The following is an 18,616-nucleotide window of genomic DNA, read 5'->3' as shown; positions in this document are numbered from 1 at the left end:
GACCTCGCCGGTACGATCCGAAGGCGTGTTCTCCGGCCGCCGCAGCCTGACCGGGGTCGAGGTGCTGCTCCACACCGCCAATATCGCGCGCGGCAATTCGGGCGGGCCACTGCTCGATCGCTGCGGCCGGGTGATCGGTGTCAATTCCGCGATCACCCGCGGCGAGGACGGCGACGCGGCGTTCGGCTTCGCGATCGCCGACAGCCGGCTGGCGCGCTTCCTGGCCGCGGCGGAGCAGCGTTATGCCGCAGTCGGCACGCCGTGCACCTCGATCGAGGAGCGGCTGCGCGCCGACATGGCCGCCGATACGCAGGCCGCTACCCAGGCCGCGACCACCCGCCGCGAGGCTCAGGCGGATGCGCGCATCGCGCAGGAGGCGGCACTGGCCACCGCCCGCGCCCGTGCGACCCGCGCGCGCGAGAATGTGATGGCGCTCGCCGTGCTGCTGCTGGTCGCGGGCGCGCTGGCGATCGGCGGGGCGGGGCTGCTCGCGTCGCAGGGCCGCCGCACGCCGGCGATCTGGGCCGCGGCCGGCGGGGTCGCGGGCGTGGTCGCCGCCGTGCTGGTGTTCGTCTTTCGCCCCTCGGCAGAGGTTCGCGTCCAGGCGCTCGCGAGCCAGGCCACCCGCGTTCCCGACCGCGCGCTGGGCAAGCTGGTCTGCCGCCTGGTTCCCGAACGCAGCCGCATCACGGTGTCGTCCAGCGAGGACGTGGCGCTCGACTGGGGGCCGGACGGCTGCATGAACGGGCGCACCCGCTACGTCGAAGGGCAGGGGCGGTGGGAACGCATCCTGGTGCCCGATGGCGAACAGACCGTGTCGGCGCTGACCTTCGATCCGGCCACGCGCACCTACACCGACACCCGCTACCTCATGTCCGCCACCGCGATGACCGCGGCGAGGGCCGCCCGCGGCGACATGCCCCGCACCTGCGAAGGCGGCGATGCGGCGGCCGTAAAGATCGCCGACCGCCAATCCGCGATCCGCAGCGTCCTGCCACCACTGCCCAACGAGAAGCTGGTCTATGCGTGTGCGGGGGGTGGGTGACGTAGGCAGGGGGCGCTATCCCCGCACGACCCCCACGTCGGCAAAGCGCCGCGGTTCGGCTGGTGGGGTGCCCGGTTCGGCGAGTTCGCACTGCCAATAGCCGACGTCGATCCACCGGCCGTGCTTGTAGCCCACTTCGCGCATAACGCCCGCGCGGCGGAAGCCTACCGCCTCGTGCAGCCGGATCGAGCCGTCGTTGGGCAGCGCGATCACGCCCACCGCCTGGGTGAACCCCTGCGCGCGCAGCGTGTCGATCAGCGCCTCGTACAGCAGCCTCCCGGCACCCGCGCGCTGCGACACGTCGGCGACATAGACCGTCGTCTCCACCACCCAGCGATACGCCTCGCGCTCGCGGAACCGCGTCGCATACGCATAGCCGAGTACGCCGCCGGCGTCTTCGCCGCTGGTCGCGACGATCCACGGGTAGAGGCCGTCCGAACTCGCCATCCGCGCGCGCATCTGGCGCACGTCGGGGGCTTCCGTCTCGAACGACACCACGCCGGCCAGGACATGCGGCGCGTAGATCGCGGCGATTGCCGCCGCATCCTCGGGGCGAGCAGGGCGCAGCGCGATCAGCGGGCGAACCCCAGCTTCGCCAGCACCAGGTCCAGCAGCCGCGCGTCCGCAGCCCCGCTCTGGCTCGGGCCGAGTCCACCGCATTCCAGGCAGCGCGCCTGGATCGATCCGCCTGCCGCCAGCCGCCGAACGTCGCCGATCGCCTGCGACAGAACCGCGCGCCGATCGGCCGCGACCCGCGCGAACACGTCGCCCGCCGGGGCGCCGGCCTCATCCTCGTCCTCGCGGTTCAGGCTCTGCGCCAGCTTGGCCGCCCAGCCGGGTTCTTTTTCCAGATACACCGCATGGACGTCCTGCGGATCGAGCTTCGCGCGCCGCGCCGCCTCGGCGATGGCGTCGTCCAACGTGCCGAACCGGTCGACGAGGCCCAGTTGACGTGCGGTGCCGCCGTCCCACACGCGGCCCTGTCCGATTGCATCGACCCGTGCCGGCGTCATCTTGCGCGCGGTGGCCACCCGCCCGACGAACTGGCGATAACCGTTCTCGATCGCCGCCTGCAGGATCGCGTCCACCGTCGGGTTGGTTCCCGCGTACAGATCGGGCTGGCCCGACAGCGCGGTCGTCTTCACCCCGTCGGCGGTGATGCCGATCTTGGCGAGCGTCTTCTCGAACGTCGGGATGATCCCGAAGATGCCGATCGACCCGGTGATCGTACCCGGCTCGGCAAAGATCGTGTCGCCCGCGGTGGAAACCCAATAGCCGCCGGATGCGGCCAGTCCGCCCATCGACACGATGATGGGCAGGCCCTTGCGCTTGGCCTCCAGCACCGCCAGCCGGATGCGCTCGGACGCCAGCGCCGATCCGCCGGGCGAATCGACGCGCACGACCAGCGCCTTCAGATCGCCCTTGGCCAGGCCTTTCAGCACCGCCTTGGCGATCGTGTCGCCCGCCGCGGTGCCCGGCCCCGCTTCGCCATCGACGATCTCGCCCGCCACCGTCACCACGCCGATCGCGCCACCCTTTTTGGGCAGCGGGTGCGCGTCGATCCATTTGGTCAGGCTGATCGTCCTGAAATTACCCGCCGGCTTCTTCTCGTCGAACCCGGCAATCTGCGCGACCCGCCGCCCGAAGGCTGTGCGGTCGCCCAGCCTGTCGACGATCCCGGCGTTCAGATTGGCGCGCGCGACATCGCCGTTCGTGGCCAGGATCATCCGGTCCGGCTGGCTCAGGAACTGCGCCACCTGTGCCTTCGGCCGCGCCTTGGCGATGCTGTCGCGCCATTGCTGGAAGAGCGATCCGTAGAGCGCGGTGCTCGCTTCCCGCGCTTCGGGGCTCTGGTCGCTGCGGGTATAGGGTTCGACGAACGATTTGTAGCGCCCGACCTTATAGACGTGGGTGGTGACGCCGAGCCGGTCGATCAGCCCCTTGTAATAGAGCTGGTTGCCGCCCGGACCGGTGAACAGGCTGCCCCCCATCGGGTTGACCCAGATCTCGCTGGCGTTCGCGGCCAGCCGGTAGTCGCTGTCCGTATAGCCGGTGGCATAGGCAAGTACCGGCTTCTTCGTGGCGCGAAAGCGCGCCACCGCATCCGCCACTTCCTGGATCACCGCGGGATAGCCGCCGCCGAAGCCGTCGAGATCGAGCACCAGAACCTTCACCCGGTCGTCGGTGCGCGCCGTGTCGATCGCGCGGACGATGTCGCGCAGGCGATATTGCTTCGGGCTTTCCTGCCCCGACAGTGCTTCGTAGGGCGCCTGCACCTCGGGCTGCTCCACGATCGAGCCCTTGAGATCGAGCACCAGCGCGCCGTCGCCGATCGCGGTCTTGCCCGGCCGCGCGGCGAGTGCCGCAAAGAGCAAGCCGAAGAACAGCAGCATCGCCACCAGGACGAGTCCGTCCTTGATCGCGACCAGCAGCTTCCATGCACCGCGTACCAGCTTCACGAAAGTCTCCTCGTGCCCGCGTGGGCGGGACGTTCCCCGGTGATAGCGGGAAGTGTCATGGTCGAGCAATACAGATTTGCAGATTACCATGTTCCTCCCCGGCACGGGGAGGGGGACCGCCGCGAAGCGGTGGTGGAGGGGCAGCCCCAAGCAGGACAGCCCGTAGAACTCCCCCTCCACCTGCGGCTGGCCCCCCTCCCCGTGCCGGGGAGGAACGGCGACGAACTCTATCGGCGCGATTGACCATCCCCTAAAGCCTGTCCGTGCTCCCGACCCAACTCCCGATCACCGGCCCGCCGCCCGCGACGCTGCGCGACGAACTGCGGGCGCTGCTTCGCCTCGCGAGTCCGCTCGTCGCGGCGAACCTGCTCCAGATGACGGTCTATGCGGTTGACGTGATCTTCGTCGCCCAGCTCGGCACGACCGAATTCGCCGCCGCGACGCTTGGCGTGTTCCTCTTCAGCCTCATCATGTGGGCGCTGGCGAGCATGGTCGCCGCGTCGGCGCCGATCATCGCGTCCGAACTGGGCGCCCGCAAACATGCAGTGCGCGAGGTGCGACGAACCTTTCGCATGGCGATGTGGCTGGCGGTGGCCGCTGCGGTGCCGTTCGTCGTGCTGCTCGCATATGGCGAGGACGTGCTGCGCCTGGCCGGGCAGGACGCGCGGGTCGCGGCGCGCGCGGGCGCCTTTCTCGACATCCTGCTCTATGCGCTCCTCCCCGGCGTGCTTGCCGCGGCGATGCGCGGGACAGCCGCCGCGCTCGGCCGGTCGGGATGGGCGATGGCGGTCACGGTGCTGGCGCTGGCGCTGGCGCTCCTGACCAACTGGCTGTTCGTCTTCGGCCACGGCGGCTTTCCCGCGCTCGGGCTGGAGGGTTCGGCGCTCGCCAGCGTCGTGACGATGACCGCGATGGCGCTGGCTTATGCCGCGATCCTCGCGTTCGATCCGAAACTGCGCCGCTATCGCCTGTTCGGCCGCTGGTGGCGCCCCGAATGGCCGCGGCTGCGCGCCATCGCGATCCTGGGTGCGCCGATCGCCTTGTCGGTGACGTTCGAGGCCGGGCTGTTCGGCGGCGCGAGCCTGCTGATGGGGCTGATCGGGGTGGAGGCGGTGGCCGCGCATGCGGTCGCGCTCAACATCGCCTCGGTCGCATTCCAGATACCATATGGCGTGGCACAGGCGGCGACGATCCGCGTCGGGCTGGGTTATGGTGCGCGCGATGCGGCATGGATCGGGCGAGCGGGGGTCGCGGCGCTGGGCGTCGGTATAGGTGCGATGGCATTCACCGCGTCGCTGATGTGGCTGATGCCGCGGGTGTTCGTCGGCGCCTATATCGACGTGGACGCACCCGCCAACGCGCGGGTCGTCATGCTGGCGATCGACTATCTCGCGGTGGCCGCGGCGTTTCAGCTGGTCGACGGCGCACAGGCGGTGGCGGCCGGACTGCTGCGCGGGTTGCAGGACACGCGCGTGCCGATGCTCGTCTCGCTCTTTGGCTATTGGGTCGTCGGGTTCGGCACTGCGGTGCTGCTGGCGTTCCGCTTCGACCTGGCGGGGTTGGGGGTGTGGATCGGTCTGGCGACGGGGCTGGCGGCGGTCACCGTGCTGCTGTTGTGGCGCTGGCGTGGACGCGGGGCGCTTGGGCTGTTGCCTCGGCCGAACTGAATTTTCGTTCAGCTCGTGTGGTGCGGCCATTGACGGGGCCGGTGCTGCGACGCATATGGCGGGTGTTGGCACTCGGCTCGACTGAGTGCCAGAAACCTGTCACATAACCTGAAAAGGGCATCAGCAATGAACTTTCGTCCGTTGCACGACCGCGTTCTCGTTCGCCGCGTCGAAGCTGAAGAAAAGACCGCGGGCGGGATCATCATCCCCGACACCGCCAAGGAAAAGCCCCAGGAGGGCGAGGTCGTCGCCGCCGGCACCGGCGCCCGCTCGGAAAGCGGCGAGGTCCACCCGCTTGAGGTGAAGGCCGGCGACAAGATCCTGTTCGGCAAATGGTCGGGCACCGAGGTCAAGGTCGACGGCGAAGAGCTGCTCATCATGAAGGAGTCGGACATTCTCGGCATCGTTGGCTGAGACCGTCCGGACCGCAACTTCCTCAACCTCACCAATTTTCTGAAAGGGTAGCCACATGGCAGCCAAGGACGTGAAATTCAGCCGCGACGCGCGCGAGCGCATTCTGCGCGGCGTCGATATCCTCGCAGACGCCGTCAAGGTGACGCTCGGCCCCAAGGGCCGCAACGTCGTCATCGACAAGTCGTTCGGCGCACCGCGCATCACCAAGGACGGCGTGACCGTCGCCAAGGAGATCGAGCTCAAGGACAAGTTCGAGAACATGGGTGCGCAGATGCTGCGCGAAGTGGCCTCGAAGACCAACGACGTCGCCGGCGACGGCACGACGACTGCCACCGTATTGGCGCAGGCGATCGTTCGTGAGGGCATGAAGTCGGTCGCGGCCGGCATGAACCCGATGGACCTCAAGCGCGGCATCGACCTCGCGGTCATCAAGGTCGTCGAGGACATCAAGTCGCGCTCCAAGCCAGTCGCCGGCACGCGTGAGATCGCCCAGGTCGGCATCATCTCGGCCAATGGCGATACCGTGGTCGGCGAGAAGATCGCCGAAGCGATGGAAAAGGTCGGCAAGGAAGGCGTCATCACCGTCGAGGAAGCCAAGGGTCTCGAATTCGAGCTGGACGTCGTCGAGGGCATGCAGTTCGATCGCGGCTACCTCTCGCCCTACTTCATCACCAACCCCGAGAAGATGTCGGTCGAACTGAACGATCCGTACATCCTAATCCACGAGAAGAAGCTCAGCAACCTGCAGGCGATGCTCCCGATCCTGGAAGCCGTCGTCCAGTCGGGTCGTCCGCTGCTCATCATCGCCGAGGACATCGAGGGCGAGGCGCTCGCCACGCTGGTGGTCAACAAGCTGCGCGGCGGCCTGAAGGTCGCAGCGGTCAAGGCGCCTGGCTTCGGCGATCGCCGCAAGGCGATGCTTGAGGACATCGCGATCCTGACCAAGGGCGAGATGATCTCGGAAGATCTGGGCATCAAGCTGGAGACCGTCACGCTGGCGATGCTCGGCACCGCCAAGCGCGTCACGATCGACAAGGACAACACCACCATCGTCGATGGCGCCGGTGATGCGGAGTCGATCAAGGGCCGTACCGAGGCGATCCGCCAGCAGATCGAGAACACCACCAGCGATTACGACCGTGAGAAGCTCCAGGAGCGTCTCGCCAAGCTCGCTGGCGGCGTTGCGGTCATCAAGGTTGGTGGTTCGACCGAAGTGGAAGTCAAGGAGCGCAAGGACCGCGTCGACGACGCGCTGCACGCAACCCGCGCAGCCGTCGAAGAAGGCATCGTCCCCGGTGGCGGCACCGCCCTGCTCTACGCAACCAAGTGCCTGGAAGGCATGAAGGGCGCGAACGACGACCAGACCCGCGGCATCGACATCATCCGCAAGGCGCTCTACGCGCCGGTCCGCCAGATCGCGCAGAATGCGGGGCATGACGGTGCGGTGATCTCGGGCAAGCTGCTCGACGGCAACGACGCGAACCTGGGCTTCAACGCGCAGACCGACGTCTATGAGAACCTGGTCGAAGCCGGCGTGATCGACCCGACCAAGGTCGTGCGCACCGCGCTCCAGGACGCAGCTTCGGTTGCCGGCCTGCTCATCACCACCGAAGCGGCGGTGAGCGAGCTGGCCGAAGACAAGCCGGCGATGCCCATGGGCGGCGGCGGCGGCATGGGCGGCATGGGCGGCATGGACTTCTGATTTGGCACCGGGGCAGCGATGCTGCCCCGAAGACCAAATCGGAACGGCCGGCGGGCCGGCGACAAAATCGCCGGTTCCGTCCGACGGGAAGGCTCGGCTCCGCCGAGGCTCGCCACGCCGAACGACCGACCTGAAGCAATAAAGGGTCGGAGCAGCAATGCTCCGGCCCTTTGTCTGCGTGCCCTACGATGCTATGATGCCGCATGCGCAAAGACCCGCTCTACCAGCCGATCACCGTCGCCGAGTTCCTGGCGATCGACTTCCCGAGCGACCGCAAGTTCGAGTTGGTCGATGGCGTGATCCGGATGATGACGGGAGGCACCCCGGCGCACGCGCGGGTCGCAACGAATATCCTTGTGTTTCTTGCCAACAAACTCCGTGGCACCGGTTGCCGGCCGTACAATTCGGACATGGGCGTGCAGGTGACCGAGACCAATGTCCGCTACCCCGACGTCAGCATCTATTGCGGCAACCCGGCAACGCCCGAGCGCGAGCAGCAGCTGGTGTTCACCGATCCCGTCGTGGTGATCGAGGTGCTGTCCGCATCGACCGTGCGCGTCGACGAAGGTGCAAAGCTCGTCGAGTACCGCGACCTGCCTTCGATCCAGACGATCGTCTTCGTCGACCCGCAGAACGAGGTCAGCCGCGTCATCCAGCGCCTCGGTCCTACCGCATGGCGCGACGATCTCTTCGCGCAGCCGCATGACGTGGCGCTGCCGTCGCTCGGGATCGACATCCCCCACACCGAGATGTTCGCGCGCGACTGACCCCCGCGCCTTATTTCTTCCTGCGCCTATTTCTTCATCGCCTCGAGCAGGACTTTGACCTCCTGGCTGCGTCCGCGCGGCAGGATCAGGACGTCGTTGCCGCTCGCCACCACGATCAGGTCGGACACGCCCACCATCGCCACGCGCACCCCGTCGCTGCGCACCAGGCAGTCGCGGGTGTCGATCGCGATCACATTGCCGTCGCCGGTGGTGCCGTGTGCATTGCCGGCGTCGTCGCGCGCGCTGATCGCGTGCAGCGCATCCCAGCTGCCGAGATCGCTCCAGCCCATCGACACGGGCACCACCGCGACGCGGTCGGCACGCTCCATCACCGCATAGTCGATCGACTCGGACGGGCTGGCGGCAAAGGCGGCGGGATCGGGGAAGATGCGTACTCCCTCGCGCCGGGCGGCAGCCATCGACTCCTGCGCCGCGACGAGCACGTCCGGCGCATGGGCGGCGAGCGCGCCCAGGAACACGTCGGCGCGAAAGAGAAAGATGCCGCCGTTCCACACGTGGTCGCCATCGGCGAGCATCGCCTGCGCCCGGTCCAGCGGCGGCTTCTCGACGAAACGCGCGACGCGATTGACGCCGGGCGCCAGCTCCTGGCCGACCTTTATCCAGCCATAGCCGGTCTCAGGCGAATCGGGCGCGATCCCGAACGTCGCCAGCCACCCTTCGGACACCATCGGCAGCGCGGCGCGGATCGCGGCGTGGAAGGCCTCTACATCGCCGATGACATGGTCCGACGGCATTACCAGCAGCGCCTCTTCGCCCCCGCCCGCCGCCAGCGCCGCGAGCGCGATCGCGGGCGCGGTGTTGCGCCCTGCCGGTTCCAGGATCACCGATTGCGGCGCCATGCCGACCGCGGAGAGCTGTGCGTCGATCATGTCGGCATGCGCGGCATTCGCCACTACGATCGGGGCGGCGTAGGCTTGGCCGCCGACGCGCAGCGCGGTCAGCTGTAGCATCGTCTCCTCCGCATGGAGCGCGAGCATCTGCTTGGGCATTTCGGGGCGTGACATCGGCCACAACCGGGTGCCCGATCCTCCGGACAATATTACGGGAATGATCGTGTTGGCCGTCATGCATCCTCCAATTTTCTACGCCATAGGCGCGCGCAAGGATTGCGCCAAGCGAAGCCAGGAATGAGCGCCCTTCAGGGATTCTTTGCCATTTGCGGGCATGAGCCAAGCGTCGGCTTTTCTTACAGGCCGGGATGCGAGGGTCGCGGATGGTTCGCCTGTTCAAGCACTATGTGCCGCACGCCGTCCTGCTGCTCGGCGTCGTGGACATGCTGCTGCTGCTGATCTCGGCCGAAATCGGCTGGGTTGTCCGCGCGCACCAGATCGGCATCGTCGCGGGGAGCGCGGCGTCGCGCTGGCCACAGCTGCTCAGCTTCGCCGCCGCGCTCCAGATCGCGCTGGTAGCGGTCGGCGCTTACGGCGCGGCCTCGTTCCTGTCCCTGCGATTCGCCGCTGCGCGACTGGCGGTGGCGATCGCGCTCGGCATCATCTTCCTCTCGCTGCTCTACTTCGCGATTCCCCCGCTCGCCTTGTGGCGATCGAACCTGCTCTATGCGATGGTGGCCGCGTCGGTGCTCCTGGTCGCGGTGCGCGCGCTGCTCGGCCGCACGCTGGGTGGCGAACGGTTCAAGCGGCGCGTGGTCCTGCTCGGCGCGGGGGCGCGGGCCGCGAATATCGGTGCGCTGGCCGAGCAGCCGGGGATCAACTTCGTCGTCGCCGGCTTCGTCGCGATGGGCGAGGCAAGTCCCAAGATCCCGGCCGCGGTGCCGCGCGACTCGATCCCCAATCTGGCGCGCCACATCGTCGATCTGGGTGCCAGCGAAGTGGTGCTGGCGCTGGAGGACCGGCGCAATTCGTTGCCGCTGAACGATCTGCTGCGGGTGCGCACGACCGGCGTGCGCGTCCTGGAACTCTCCACCTTTCTCGAACGCGAAACCGGACGGATCGACCTCAACAGTGCCAGCCCGTCGTGGCTCATCTTTTCCGACGGCTTTGCGGCCGGGCGGCTGGTGTCGAGCAGCGCCAAGCGGGCGTTCGACATCGTCGCCAGCCTGCTGCTGCTGATCCTGATGCTTCCTCTGCTGTTGGCGACCGCAGTGGCGATCAAGCTCGAATCGGGGGGGCCGATCCTCTATCGCCAGCGCCGCGTCGGCCTGAACAACCAGGTGTTCGACATCCTCAAGCTACGCTCGATGCGCGTCGATGCCGAAATCGCGGGCAAGGCGGTCTGGGCAGCGCAGGACGATCCCCGCACCACCCGCATCGGTCGCATAATCCGCAAGATACGGATCGACGAATTGCCGCAATGCTGGACGGTGCTGAAAGGGGAGATGAGCTTTGTCGGCCCGCGTCCCGAACGTCCGCAATTCGTCGACCATCTCGAACAGGAACTGCCCTATTACGCCGAGCGCCACATGGTGAAGCCGGGTATCACGGGCTGGGCGCAGATCAACTATCCCTATGGCGCGTCGATCGAGGACGCGCGGCACAAGCTGGAATACGACCTTTATTATGCCAAGAACTACTCGCCCTTCCTCGATCTGCTGATCCTGCTGCAGACGTTGCGCGTCGTGTTGTGGCCGGTGGGGGCACGGTGAGGGACGCTCGGCCGCCATGCTGATTCTCTGGAGCCACGCGCTCGCCGCCCTGCTGTTCGGCGCCCTGGCGCTGTCCCAGATGCGGATGGCGGGGCGGCGCGGGTTCGCGGTGGCGCTCGCGATCACCGCTTTGTCTACGCTGACGGTGGCCGGCATCGGGCCCGGCAACGTGAGCATCGCGATCGTTGAGGCGGCACGCGATGTCGCGTGGCTTGCGGCGATGATGCTCTTCGTGCGTCCGCGCGCCGGGCTGGGGGCGGGATTGGGCGCGGTCTATGCCGCGGTGGTGGCGATCGCGATCGTCGCGGCGGTGCTGGGGGTGGTCGAAACCATGCCAGTGCCCTTGCCGGCTGCGCACGCGCTGGCTTCTGCCGGCGTGCTGTTCCGGATGCTTGCGGCGGCGGGTGGGCTGGTGCTCGTCAACCATGCCCATGCGGCCTGTCTCGCCGGCGGGCGGGGCCGCGCGCGCATCGTGACCCTTGCGCTGGCGATGATGTGGGCGGCCGATCTGCTGGCGTTCGGCGCGCAATATGCAGGCGTGGCGTCGATCGAGACGCTGGCGCAGATGCGCGGGCTTGCCGCATTGGCGATGGCGGCGCTGATCCTTCTGGCCGGGCAGCGCCGCGACGACCGTCACGTCGTGATGTCGCGCACCGTCGCGGTCCGCTCGCTGTCCGCGGCTGCATTGGCCGCCTACACCGGCATCATCGCGCTGCTGACGAGCGTCGCCGCGGCGGTGGGCGGCGATCACGCGCGCCTCGTCCAGACCGCGATCGTGATCGGCGCGACTGCCGCACTGCTGACCCTGCTGTCCACCCCGTGGCTGCGCGCCTGGGCGAAGGTAAAGATCGCCAAGCATCTGTTTAGTCATCGCTACGACTATCGCGTGGAATGGCGTCGGTTCACCGACACCCTGGGTCACCCCGACGCAGGGCCGCTGGCCACCCGCGTCGTCAAGGCGATCGCCGACCTGACCGATTCGCCTGCCGGGCTGTTGCTGGTCGCCGATGGCGCGCGGCTCGATGGTGGAGTGGCGTGGAACTGGGAGGGGATCGGGCAGCAGGCCGATTCGGTTGCGCTGGCGAGTCACCTCGCGCGTACCCAGCGCATTGTCGAACTGGACGCGGTTCGCGCCGGCACGGCGGAGGCGGACGAGACCGCGGCGATCCCGGCGTGGCTGGCCGCGCGCGCGGACGCCTGGGCGGTCGTGCCGCTCGCGCACGGCGGACGCTTGGCCGGCGCGGTGGTGCTCGCCCGCCCGCCGGTGGATCGCGCGCTGGACTGGGAAGACCTGGACCTCCTGCGGCTCGCCGGCACCCAGGCGGCCAGCCATTTGGCCGAGGATCGCGCGCATGCCGCGCTCGCCGAGGCGCAACGCTTCGATGAATTCAGCCGCCGCTTCGCGTTCCTGATCCACGACATCAAGAACGTCGCCAGCCAGCTGGCGCTGGTCGCGCGCAATGCCGAGCGCCACGCTGCCAACCCGGATTTCCGCGCGGACATGGTCGCGACGTTGAAGGATTCTTCCGAGCGCATGGCCATGTTGCTGGCTCGCTTGGCGCCGCAGGAGAATGCGCGCCCCGCGACGCTGGCGCCGGTGGACGTCACCCGGCTCGTGCGCGATCTCGCGCACGCCCGCCGCGCGCAGCATCCGGTGATCGTCGATGGCGAACCGGCCCTGGCGATCGCGCATCCTGCGCGGATCGAACAGGCGATCGGCCATCTGATCCAGAATGCGATCGAGGCAAGCCCCGCGGGCGTCCCCGTCCACCTGTCCGTCTCGCAGGAAGGGAACCGGGTCGCGATCACGATCGCGGACGAAGGCGCTGGGATGACCGCTGCCTTCGTCCGCGACGAATTGTTCCGCCCGTTCTCCTCGACCAAGCCGACCGGCTTCGGCATCGGCGCGTTCGAGGCGCGTCAGCTGATCGCCGCGATGGACGGCACGGTGAGCGTCACGACGCGCGAGGGCGAGGGGACGTGCTTTCGCATCCTGCTGGCCGCGGTTCCGGCGATGGAGAATGCGGCATGACCAGGCCCGTGCTGCTCGTCGTCGAGGACGACGCCGGCCTCCAGCGCCAGCTGCGCTGGGCGTATGAAGGCTATGAGGTCGTCATCGCGGGTGATCGCGCGGCGGCGATCGACGCGGTGCGGCTCCACGAACCCGCGGTCGTCACCCTCGACCTGGGGCTTCCCCCCGACCCGGACGGCACCGCCGAAGGCTTCGCCACGCTCGCCGAGATCCTTCGCCATGCGCCGCATACCAAGGTGATCGTCGCGTCAGGCCACGCCGCCCGCGAGAGCGCGCTGCGCGCGGTCAGGGAGGGCGCGTGGGACTTCTACGCCAAACCGATCGACATCGACGCACTTGGCCTGATCGTCGCGCGCGCGTTCCACGTCCATGCTCTGGAGGCGGAGAACCGCCGCCTCGTCGCGCGCGACGGCGCAGGGGGGTTCGGCGGCATGATCTACGCCTCGCCGGAAATGGCCAAGGCGATCCGCACGCTGGAGCGCGTCGCCCCGGCCGACGTGTCGGTCATGCTGCTCGGCGCCAGCGGCACCGGCAAGGAATTGCTGGCGCGCGGGCTGCATGAGGCATCGCCGCGTCGCAAGGGCACCTTCGTCGCGATCAACTGCGCGGCCATCCCCGAGACCCTGCTCGAAAGCGAATTGTTCGGGCATGAGAAGGGTGCCTTCACCGGCGCGTTCAAGACGACCGAGGGCAAGATCGAGCAGGCGCAAGGCGGCACCCTGTTTCTGGACGAGATCGGCGACGTGCCGCTTGCGCTCCAGGTCAAGCTGCTGCGTTTTCTGCAGGAGCGAGTGATCGAGCGCGTCGGTGGGCGGCGAGCGATCCCGGTCGACACGCGCATCGTCTGCGCCACACACCGCGATGTCGATGCGATGGTTGCCGGCGGCAGCTTTCGCGACGACCTCTATTATCGCCTTGCCGAGATCGTCGTGCGCATCCCTGCGCTCGCCGAGCGCACCGGCGACGCCGGCCTGCTCGCCCGCGCCTTCGTCATGCGGCACGCCAAGGCGCTCAACCCCACCATCGTCGGCCTAGCGGCGGACGCGCGGGCGGCGATCGACGCATATCGCTGGCCAGGCAACGTCCGCGAGCTGGAAAGCCGGATCAAGCGCGCGGTCATCATGGCCGAGGGACGCCACGTCACCGCCGCCGATCTGGATATGGAAGATGGCGTGGACGACGGCCTCGCCGTCAATCTGCGCGCGGTGCGGGAGGCCGCCGACCGTCGCGCGATCGGCCGCGCGCTGGCCCGAGCGGACGGCAACATCTCCGGCGCCTCGCGGCTCCTGGGCGTCAGCCGCCCCACGCTGTACGACCTGCTCAAGAGCTACGATCTGCATGGCTAGCCGTTCCATCCAGCGCCCTCGCGTGTATCCGCTGCTTCATCGTCGCCGCAGCCGGCGGCGACTGCACCTTTCGGTGCGTCCGCGCCTGCTGGCGCTGGCGGTCCTGTGCATCGCGTTACTGGCGGCCGGCGTCCTGGTCACCCGGCGGATCGTGCGGCCGAACGCGCAGCAGCTGCTCGCCGAAGCGACCGCGACGCTGGCGGCGGGCAATTACAATGCGGCGCGCAGCAATGCGGGCGCCGCGGTCGCAGCGGGCGCGAAGGGAAGCGCGGCGCATATCGTGCTGGCACGCGCCTATCTGATGCTCGACGATGGATTGGCGGCCGAGGCCGAACTCGATCGCGCCCGCACCGCCGGCGAACCGGCGCTTCCTGCGCTGCGGGCGCATGCGCGCCTGCTCCAGGGCGATGCGCAGGGCGCGCTGATCCAGGCGAGGCGCGCGGACACGCGCAACACCTACGCTCTGCGCATGCGCGCCCGCGGGCTCGCCGCCCTCGGCAAAGCCGGCGCCGCGAGGACCGCGCTGGAGGAGCTGGTCGCGGCCGCACCGCAGGACGGCGCTGCGTGGACCGATCTGGGCCGGCTGCGCCTGACCACCGGCGATGTCGGCGGCGCGGCGCAGGCGAGCGCGCGCGCACTTGCGTTTGCCCGGCGAGACCCGGCGGTGTGGACGCTGGCGGGTGAGATCGTGCGCACCCGCTATGGCCCACAAGCGGCATTGCCCTGGTTCGCCTCGGCGCTCCGCCGCGACGCCTATCATTATCCGGCGCTGATCGAACAGGCTGCGACGCTCGGCGATCTGGGGCGCAACCGCGAAATGCTGGCAGCGACCCGCCGCGCGCTTGCCGCACGGCCGGGCAGCCCGCAGGCATTATACCTTCAGGCCGTGCTCGCCGCGCGCGCGGGCCGGGCCGCTCTCGCGCGTCGGTTGCTTCAGCTGACCGGCGGCGCGATCGACGACATGCCCGGCGTGCTGCTTCTCGGCGGGGTACTCGACTACCGCCGCGGCGATACCGATCAGGCAGTCGCTAAATGGCGCCAGCTGGTCGAGATGCAGCCGATGAACATGGCGGCGCGCCGTCTGCTCGGCCTCGCGCTGCTGCGCTCCGGCGATGCGCGCGCGATGATCGACACGCTGCGCCCGATGCTGCTGCGCGGCGATGCCGACGGCTATACCTTGCGGCTCGGTGCGCGCGGGCTGGAGCGGCTGGGCGACCGCGCGGGGGCGGCGATCCTGCTCGATCGAGCGGCGCGTGGTGCTGGTCAGGCTGCACCCTTCGCGTCGGATACCGCGGTCGGTGCGCTGGCGGCCGGCGCTGCCGGCGCGGCCGGCGACCCGACCTATCAGATCGGCCTGATCCGCGGACTGATCGGTGCCGGCGATACGGCGGGTGCGCTGGCGCGCGCACGCGCTTTGGTCGAGGCCAGCCCCGGCGCGCCCGCTGCCCGCGTCGCCCAAGGTGACGCCTTCATGGCCGGCGGGCTGCGCGACGATGCCGGAGGCGCCTATGCGCGCGCCGCCGACCTGGCGTTCGATGCGCCGGTCATGCTGCGGCTGGTCGACGCGCTAAGCACCGGCGCTCGGGCGCGCGAGGCCGCGGCGGCGGTCTCGCTCTACCTCGCGCAGAACCCGCGTTCGGTCGACGCCCGGCGCATCCTGGGCCGTTGGCAGCTTGCGGCGGGTGACGTCGCCGCCGCCATCGCCACCTTGGAGGGCGTGCGCCGCACCGTCGGCAATCGCGATGCCCGCCTGCTCGCCGAACTCGCCTCGGCCTATGCCGCCAACGGTGATGCCGGCGCGGCTTTGCGCTATGCTCGTGACGCCTATGCGCTGGCGCCGATGAGCCATGAAGCGGTGCACGCCTATGCCCAGGCACTCACGGCCGCCGGTCGGCACGACGGCGCACGCCAGCTCGCCGAAAAAGCACGCCTGCTTGGCGGCTGACCGGCCGCGCGCTAGCAGGCGGGCATGTCCGAGCCGCTAGAACGCATCGCCGCCGCCCTCGAACGGCTGGCGCCACCCCCGCCGCCTGCCGCCGATCCGCTGGCGCATTCTGCCTATGTCTGGCGGGCCGGAGCGCTGGCACCGTCGTCCCTGGCAGCGCAGCCGCTCGATGCGCTCGTCGGCATCGAGCGGCAGAAGGAGGCGCTGGTGGCCAATCTCCGTCGCCTGGCCGCCGGTCATGCCGCGCACGACACGTTGCTTTGGGGCGCGCGTGGCACAGGCAAGTCGGCGCTGGTGAAGGCCGCCGTCGCCGCGGTGCAGGGGGAAGGGGGCAACCTCGCCCTCGTCGAGGTCTTCCAGACCGAAACCCTACCCGCTCTTTTCGCTGCCGTCGGCTCCGTTCCGCGCGCCTTTGCGGTGTTCATCGACGACTTGGGCTTCGACGCGGCGGGCGAAGGGCGTGCGCTGCGTTCGATGTTGGAGGGGGGCGCCGCCGCACGACCCGACAACGTCCGCCTGCTGGTCACTTCGAACCGCCGCCACCTGCTGCCGCGCGATGTCGGCGAGCAGGAAAGCGCAATCAACCCGCGCGACTCGATAGACGACCAACTCGCGCTCGCGGACCGCTTCGGTCTCAGCCTCGGCTTCCACGCGCTCGACCAGGACGGCTATCTCGCGATCGTCGCGGGCTATGCCGCCCTGCACGCGCTGCCGTTCGACGCGGCGGACGCGGTGCAATGGGCAACGCGCCGCGGGAGCCGATCTGGCCGCGTCGCCTGGCACTATGTCGTGGAGGTCGCCGGGCGAGAGGGACGGGCGCTGCCTTATGGCGCCTGAGGGTCCGATGGTGATGGGTTAAGCGATTCGAGTAGCCGGTGCCGAGCAGCGAGGCGTCGTCGAGATCCTCGAGCACGAGCAGATAATGGCTCGACAGCAGCGGTACGGCTTCAGCGAACCTCACCGCGGAACGGTGGACTTCTCGGCCAGCACCTTGCGGTCGGCTGCAAGTATGGTCATTCCCGGCGCCAGGCTATAGCCACAGGTGAGGTCGACGTCGGCGTCGCAAACCGGTCTGCCAACCAGTTCCGTGACTTGATCGCGCTGCTTATGCCGCGATCATCCCCGTCCGTCATCGCGCGGGTTTCCGGTCGCCCTTGGCGTAGCCGCGGACCAGGCGGTATAGGAATACGCGGCCGTTGAGCAGCGATTTCACCCGGATGCGTTCGTCCAGGCCGTGGACGCCGTTGCCGTCGGGATCGCCGAACATGCCTGAGACGCCGTAGGTGGGAATGCCGGCCGCGTTCAGGAAGCGGCCGTCGGTTGCGCCGCTGCTGATCGCCGGGATGACGGGCACGCCGGGCCACATCGTGCCCGCGATCTGCTCGATCGGCCCCATGATCTCGGGGCTGAGCGGCGGGGCGGGGGGCTGCGGTCCCGGCGGGGCTGCGAGTGTCAGCGTGACCTTCGGATCGTCGATCGTCCGCACGAGCCGGGCACGCACCTGATCGACCGTTTCGCCCGGCATGATCCGGCAGTTGACGTTGCCGCGCGCGCTTTGCGGCTGGGCGTTCTCGGCATGCCCGCCTTCGATGAGGGTCGGGATGCAGGTCGTGCGCAGGAAGGCGTTCCACAGTGGGTTCGTGCCTGCGACGCGCTCGAACGCCGCTGCGTTCGCGGTGCCGCCGCCGATCGCGGCCATGTCTGCACGCAGCGGTTGCGGATGCAGCGGCGCCGAGCGCGCGAAGAAGCCTCGCGAGGCCGGCACCAGCATGATCGGGAAGCGCATCGCGGCCACCCGCGCCATGGCGCCGGCCAGCCGGGCGATCGCGTTGTCATCGGTCGGGCGTGCGCTGTGCCCACCGGGCGCGGTCGTCGCCAGCGAGAAGTCCTGATAGATCTTCTCGCCGGTCTGCACGCCAAACGACACCGGTTTGCCGGCCTCGTCCAGCTGGCCACGCCCGCCCTCGTTGATCGCCCAGCCGGCGCGGAGCGTGTCGGGCTCGCGGGCCAGCAGGTAGCTGACACCGTTGAACGTCGCGTCGGTCTCCTCGCCGCAGGTCAGCGCCAGCTTGATCGTGCGGCGGGGGCGGAAGCCTTCCTCGCGATACCGCACCAGCGCATCGACGAACGCCGCCGCCATCGCCTTGTCGTCGACCGCGCCGCGGGCATAGAAGAAGCCGTTCTCCTCGACGAGCTTGAAGGGGTCGCGCTGCCAGTCGGCGCGCCTGGCCTCGACCACGTCGATGTGCGCCAGCAGCAGCACGGCGGGCAGGCGCGGTTCCGATCCGGCCAGTCGCGCCACGAGATTGCCCTGTTTCGGGAACGCATCCGGCACGATCACGCGGGCGTCGGCGGGCGCGAAGCCCGCGGCGTGCAGTCGCGCCGCCATGCGCTCCGCCGCGAGCGTACAGCTGCCGTTGCTGAGCGTCGTGTCGGTTTCGATCAGCTCCCGGTAGGTCTCGCGGAACCGCCGCTCGCCGGCGTCATCGGACGCGGCGGGCGCGGCGACCGACGACAGCAGCATGGAGGCCGCGAGCGCCGGGACGATCAGACGATATGGGGTCACATTGGCCTCCCTTCGATTGCTTGTGCACGGTGCAGGCTTTCAACCGGCTG

General features: G+C 69.1%; 14 protein-coding genes. 10 read left to right on the top strand and 4 right to left on the bottom strand.

The genetic code is table 11. The features are described from left to right. The coding region (locus tag VF643_RS09100) for a S1C family serine protease (protein WP_331043068.1) at positions 1-1,045 on the top strand (1,045 nt) is incomplete at its 5' end. A gap of 15 nt (positions 1,046-1,060) precedes the next feature. On the opposite strand, the gene VF643_RS09095 is transcribed toward VF643_RS09100, so the two are convergent. Then, positions 1,061-1,621, bottom strand: a complete 561-nt coding sequence (locus VF643_RS09095; RefSeq protein WP_331043070.1) for an N-acetyltransferase family protein — start codon at positions 1,619-1,621, stop codon at positions 1,061-1,063. Continuing rightward, positions 1,618-3,504, bottom strand: a complete 1,887-nt coding sequence (gene sppA, locus VF643_RS09090; RefSeq protein WP_331043067.1) for a signal peptide peptidase SppA — start codon at positions 3,502-3,504, stop codon at positions 1,618-1,620. Before sppA ends, VF643_RS09095 begins: the two co-directional genes overlap by 4 nt. A 263-nt stretch (positions 3,505-3,767) precedes the next feature. Here sppA and VF643_RS09085 point away from each other — a divergent pair, with 263 nt between their 5' ends. The 4 genes from VF643_RS09085 (at position 3,768) to VF643_RS09070 (ending at position 8,054) form a co-directional block, all read left to right on the top strand. Next, a complete protein-coding gene (locus VF643_RS09085) occupies positions 3,768-5,171 on the top strand; it encodes an MATE family efflux transporter (RefSeq protein ID WP_331043066.1) in 1,404 nt (467 codons plus the stop codon). Positions 5,172-5,297: 126 nt separating this feature from the next. Next, positions 5,298-5,585 carry a co-chaperone GroES gene (groES, locus tag VF643_RS09080; RefSeq protein WP_331043065.1) on the top strand — a complete coding sequence of 96 codons (288 nt, stop codon included), beginning with the start codon at positions 5,298-5,300 and terminating at the stop codon, positions 5,583-5,585. Between the two features lie 55 nt (positions 5,586-5,640). After that, positions 5,641-7,287 (top strand): chaperonin GroEL, encoded by a 1,647-nt coding sequence (gene groL, locus VF643_RS09075; RefSeq protein WP_331043064.1) that lies wholly within the window; start codon positions 5,641-5,643, stop codon positions 7,285-7,287. 203 nt (positions 7,288-7,490) lie between these two features. Next, complete coding sequence (locus tag VF643_RS09070) at positions 7,491-8,054, top strand: Uma2 family endonuclease (RefSeq protein WP_331043063.1); 564 nt, start codon at positions 7,491-7,493, stop codon at positions 8,052-8,054. A gap of 26 nt (positions 8,055-8,080) precedes the next feature. Here the strand turns inward: VF643_RS09070 and VF643_RS09065 are convergent, their stop codons facing one another. Continuing rightward, positions 8,081-9,142 (bottom strand): mannose-1-phosphate guanylyltransferase/mannose-6-phosphate isomerase, encoded by a 1,062-nt coding sequence (locus tag VF643_RS09065; RefSeq protein WP_331043062.1) that lies wholly within the window; start codon positions 9,140-9,142, stop codon positions 8,081-8,083. Positions 9,143-9,288: 146 nt separating this feature from the next. On the opposite strand from VF643_RS09065, the gene VF643_RS09060 reads away from it, so the two are divergent. The 5 genes from VF643_RS09060 to VF643_RS09040 are packed head-to-tail and all read left to right on the top strand — an operon-like array spanning position 9,289 to position 16,837. Further along, complete coding sequence (locus tag VF643_RS09060) at positions 9,289-10,677, top strand: TIGR03013 family XrtA/PEP-CTERM system glycosyltransferase (RefSeq protein ID WP_331043061.1); 1,389 nt, start codon at positions 9,289-9,291, stop codon at positions 10,675-10,677. Positions 10,678-10,693: 16 nt separating this feature from the next. Next, positions 10,694-12,709, top strand: coding sequence for an XrtA/PEP-CTERM system histidine kinase PrsK (prsK, locus tag VF643_RS09055; protein WP_331043060.1), 2,016 nt, complete (start codon positions 10,694-10,696; stop codon positions 12,707-12,709). Then, a complete protein-coding gene (gene prsR, locus VF643_RS09050; RefSeq protein WP_331043059.1) occupies positions 12,706-14,055 on the top strand; it encodes a PEP-CTERM-box response regulator transcription factor in 1,350 nt (449 codons plus the stop codon). Before prsK ends, prsR begins: the two co-directional genes overlap by 4 nt. Then, positions 14,048-16,000, top strand: coding sequence for a tetratricopeptide repeat protein (locus VF643_RS09045; RefSeq protein ID WP_331043058.1), 1,953 nt, complete (start codon positions 14,048-14,050; stop codon positions 15,998-16,000). The genes prsR and VF643_RS09045 overlap by 8 nt, the downstream gene beginning before the upstream one ends. 24 nt (positions 16,001-16,024) lie before the next feature. Further along, the gene (locus VF643_RS09040) at positions 16,025-16,837 is read left to right on the top strand and encodes a DUF815 domain-containing protein (protein WP_331043057.1); all 813 of its coding nucleotides are present in this window, start codon (positions 16,025-16,027) and stop codon (positions 16,835-16,837) included. Between the two features lie 292 nt (positions 16,838-17,129). Here VF643_RS09040 and VF643_RS09035 read toward each other — a convergent pair whose 3' ends face one another. Continuing rightward, positions 17,130-18,566 (bottom strand): M20/M25/M40 family metallo-hydrolase, encoded by a 1,437-nt coding sequence (locus VF643_RS09035; protein WP_331043056.1) that lies wholly within the window; start codon positions 18,564-18,566, stop codon positions 17,130-17,132. Between the last annotated feature and the right edge of the window lie 50 nt (positions 18,567-18,616).

It is taken from the genome of Sphingomonas sp. (assembly GCF_036387595.1).
Lineage (GTDB): Bacteria > Pseudomonadota > Alphaproteobacteria > Sphingomonadales > Sphingomonadaceae > Sphingomonas.
This window is presented reverse-complemented; position numbering and strand designations above follow the sequence as displayed.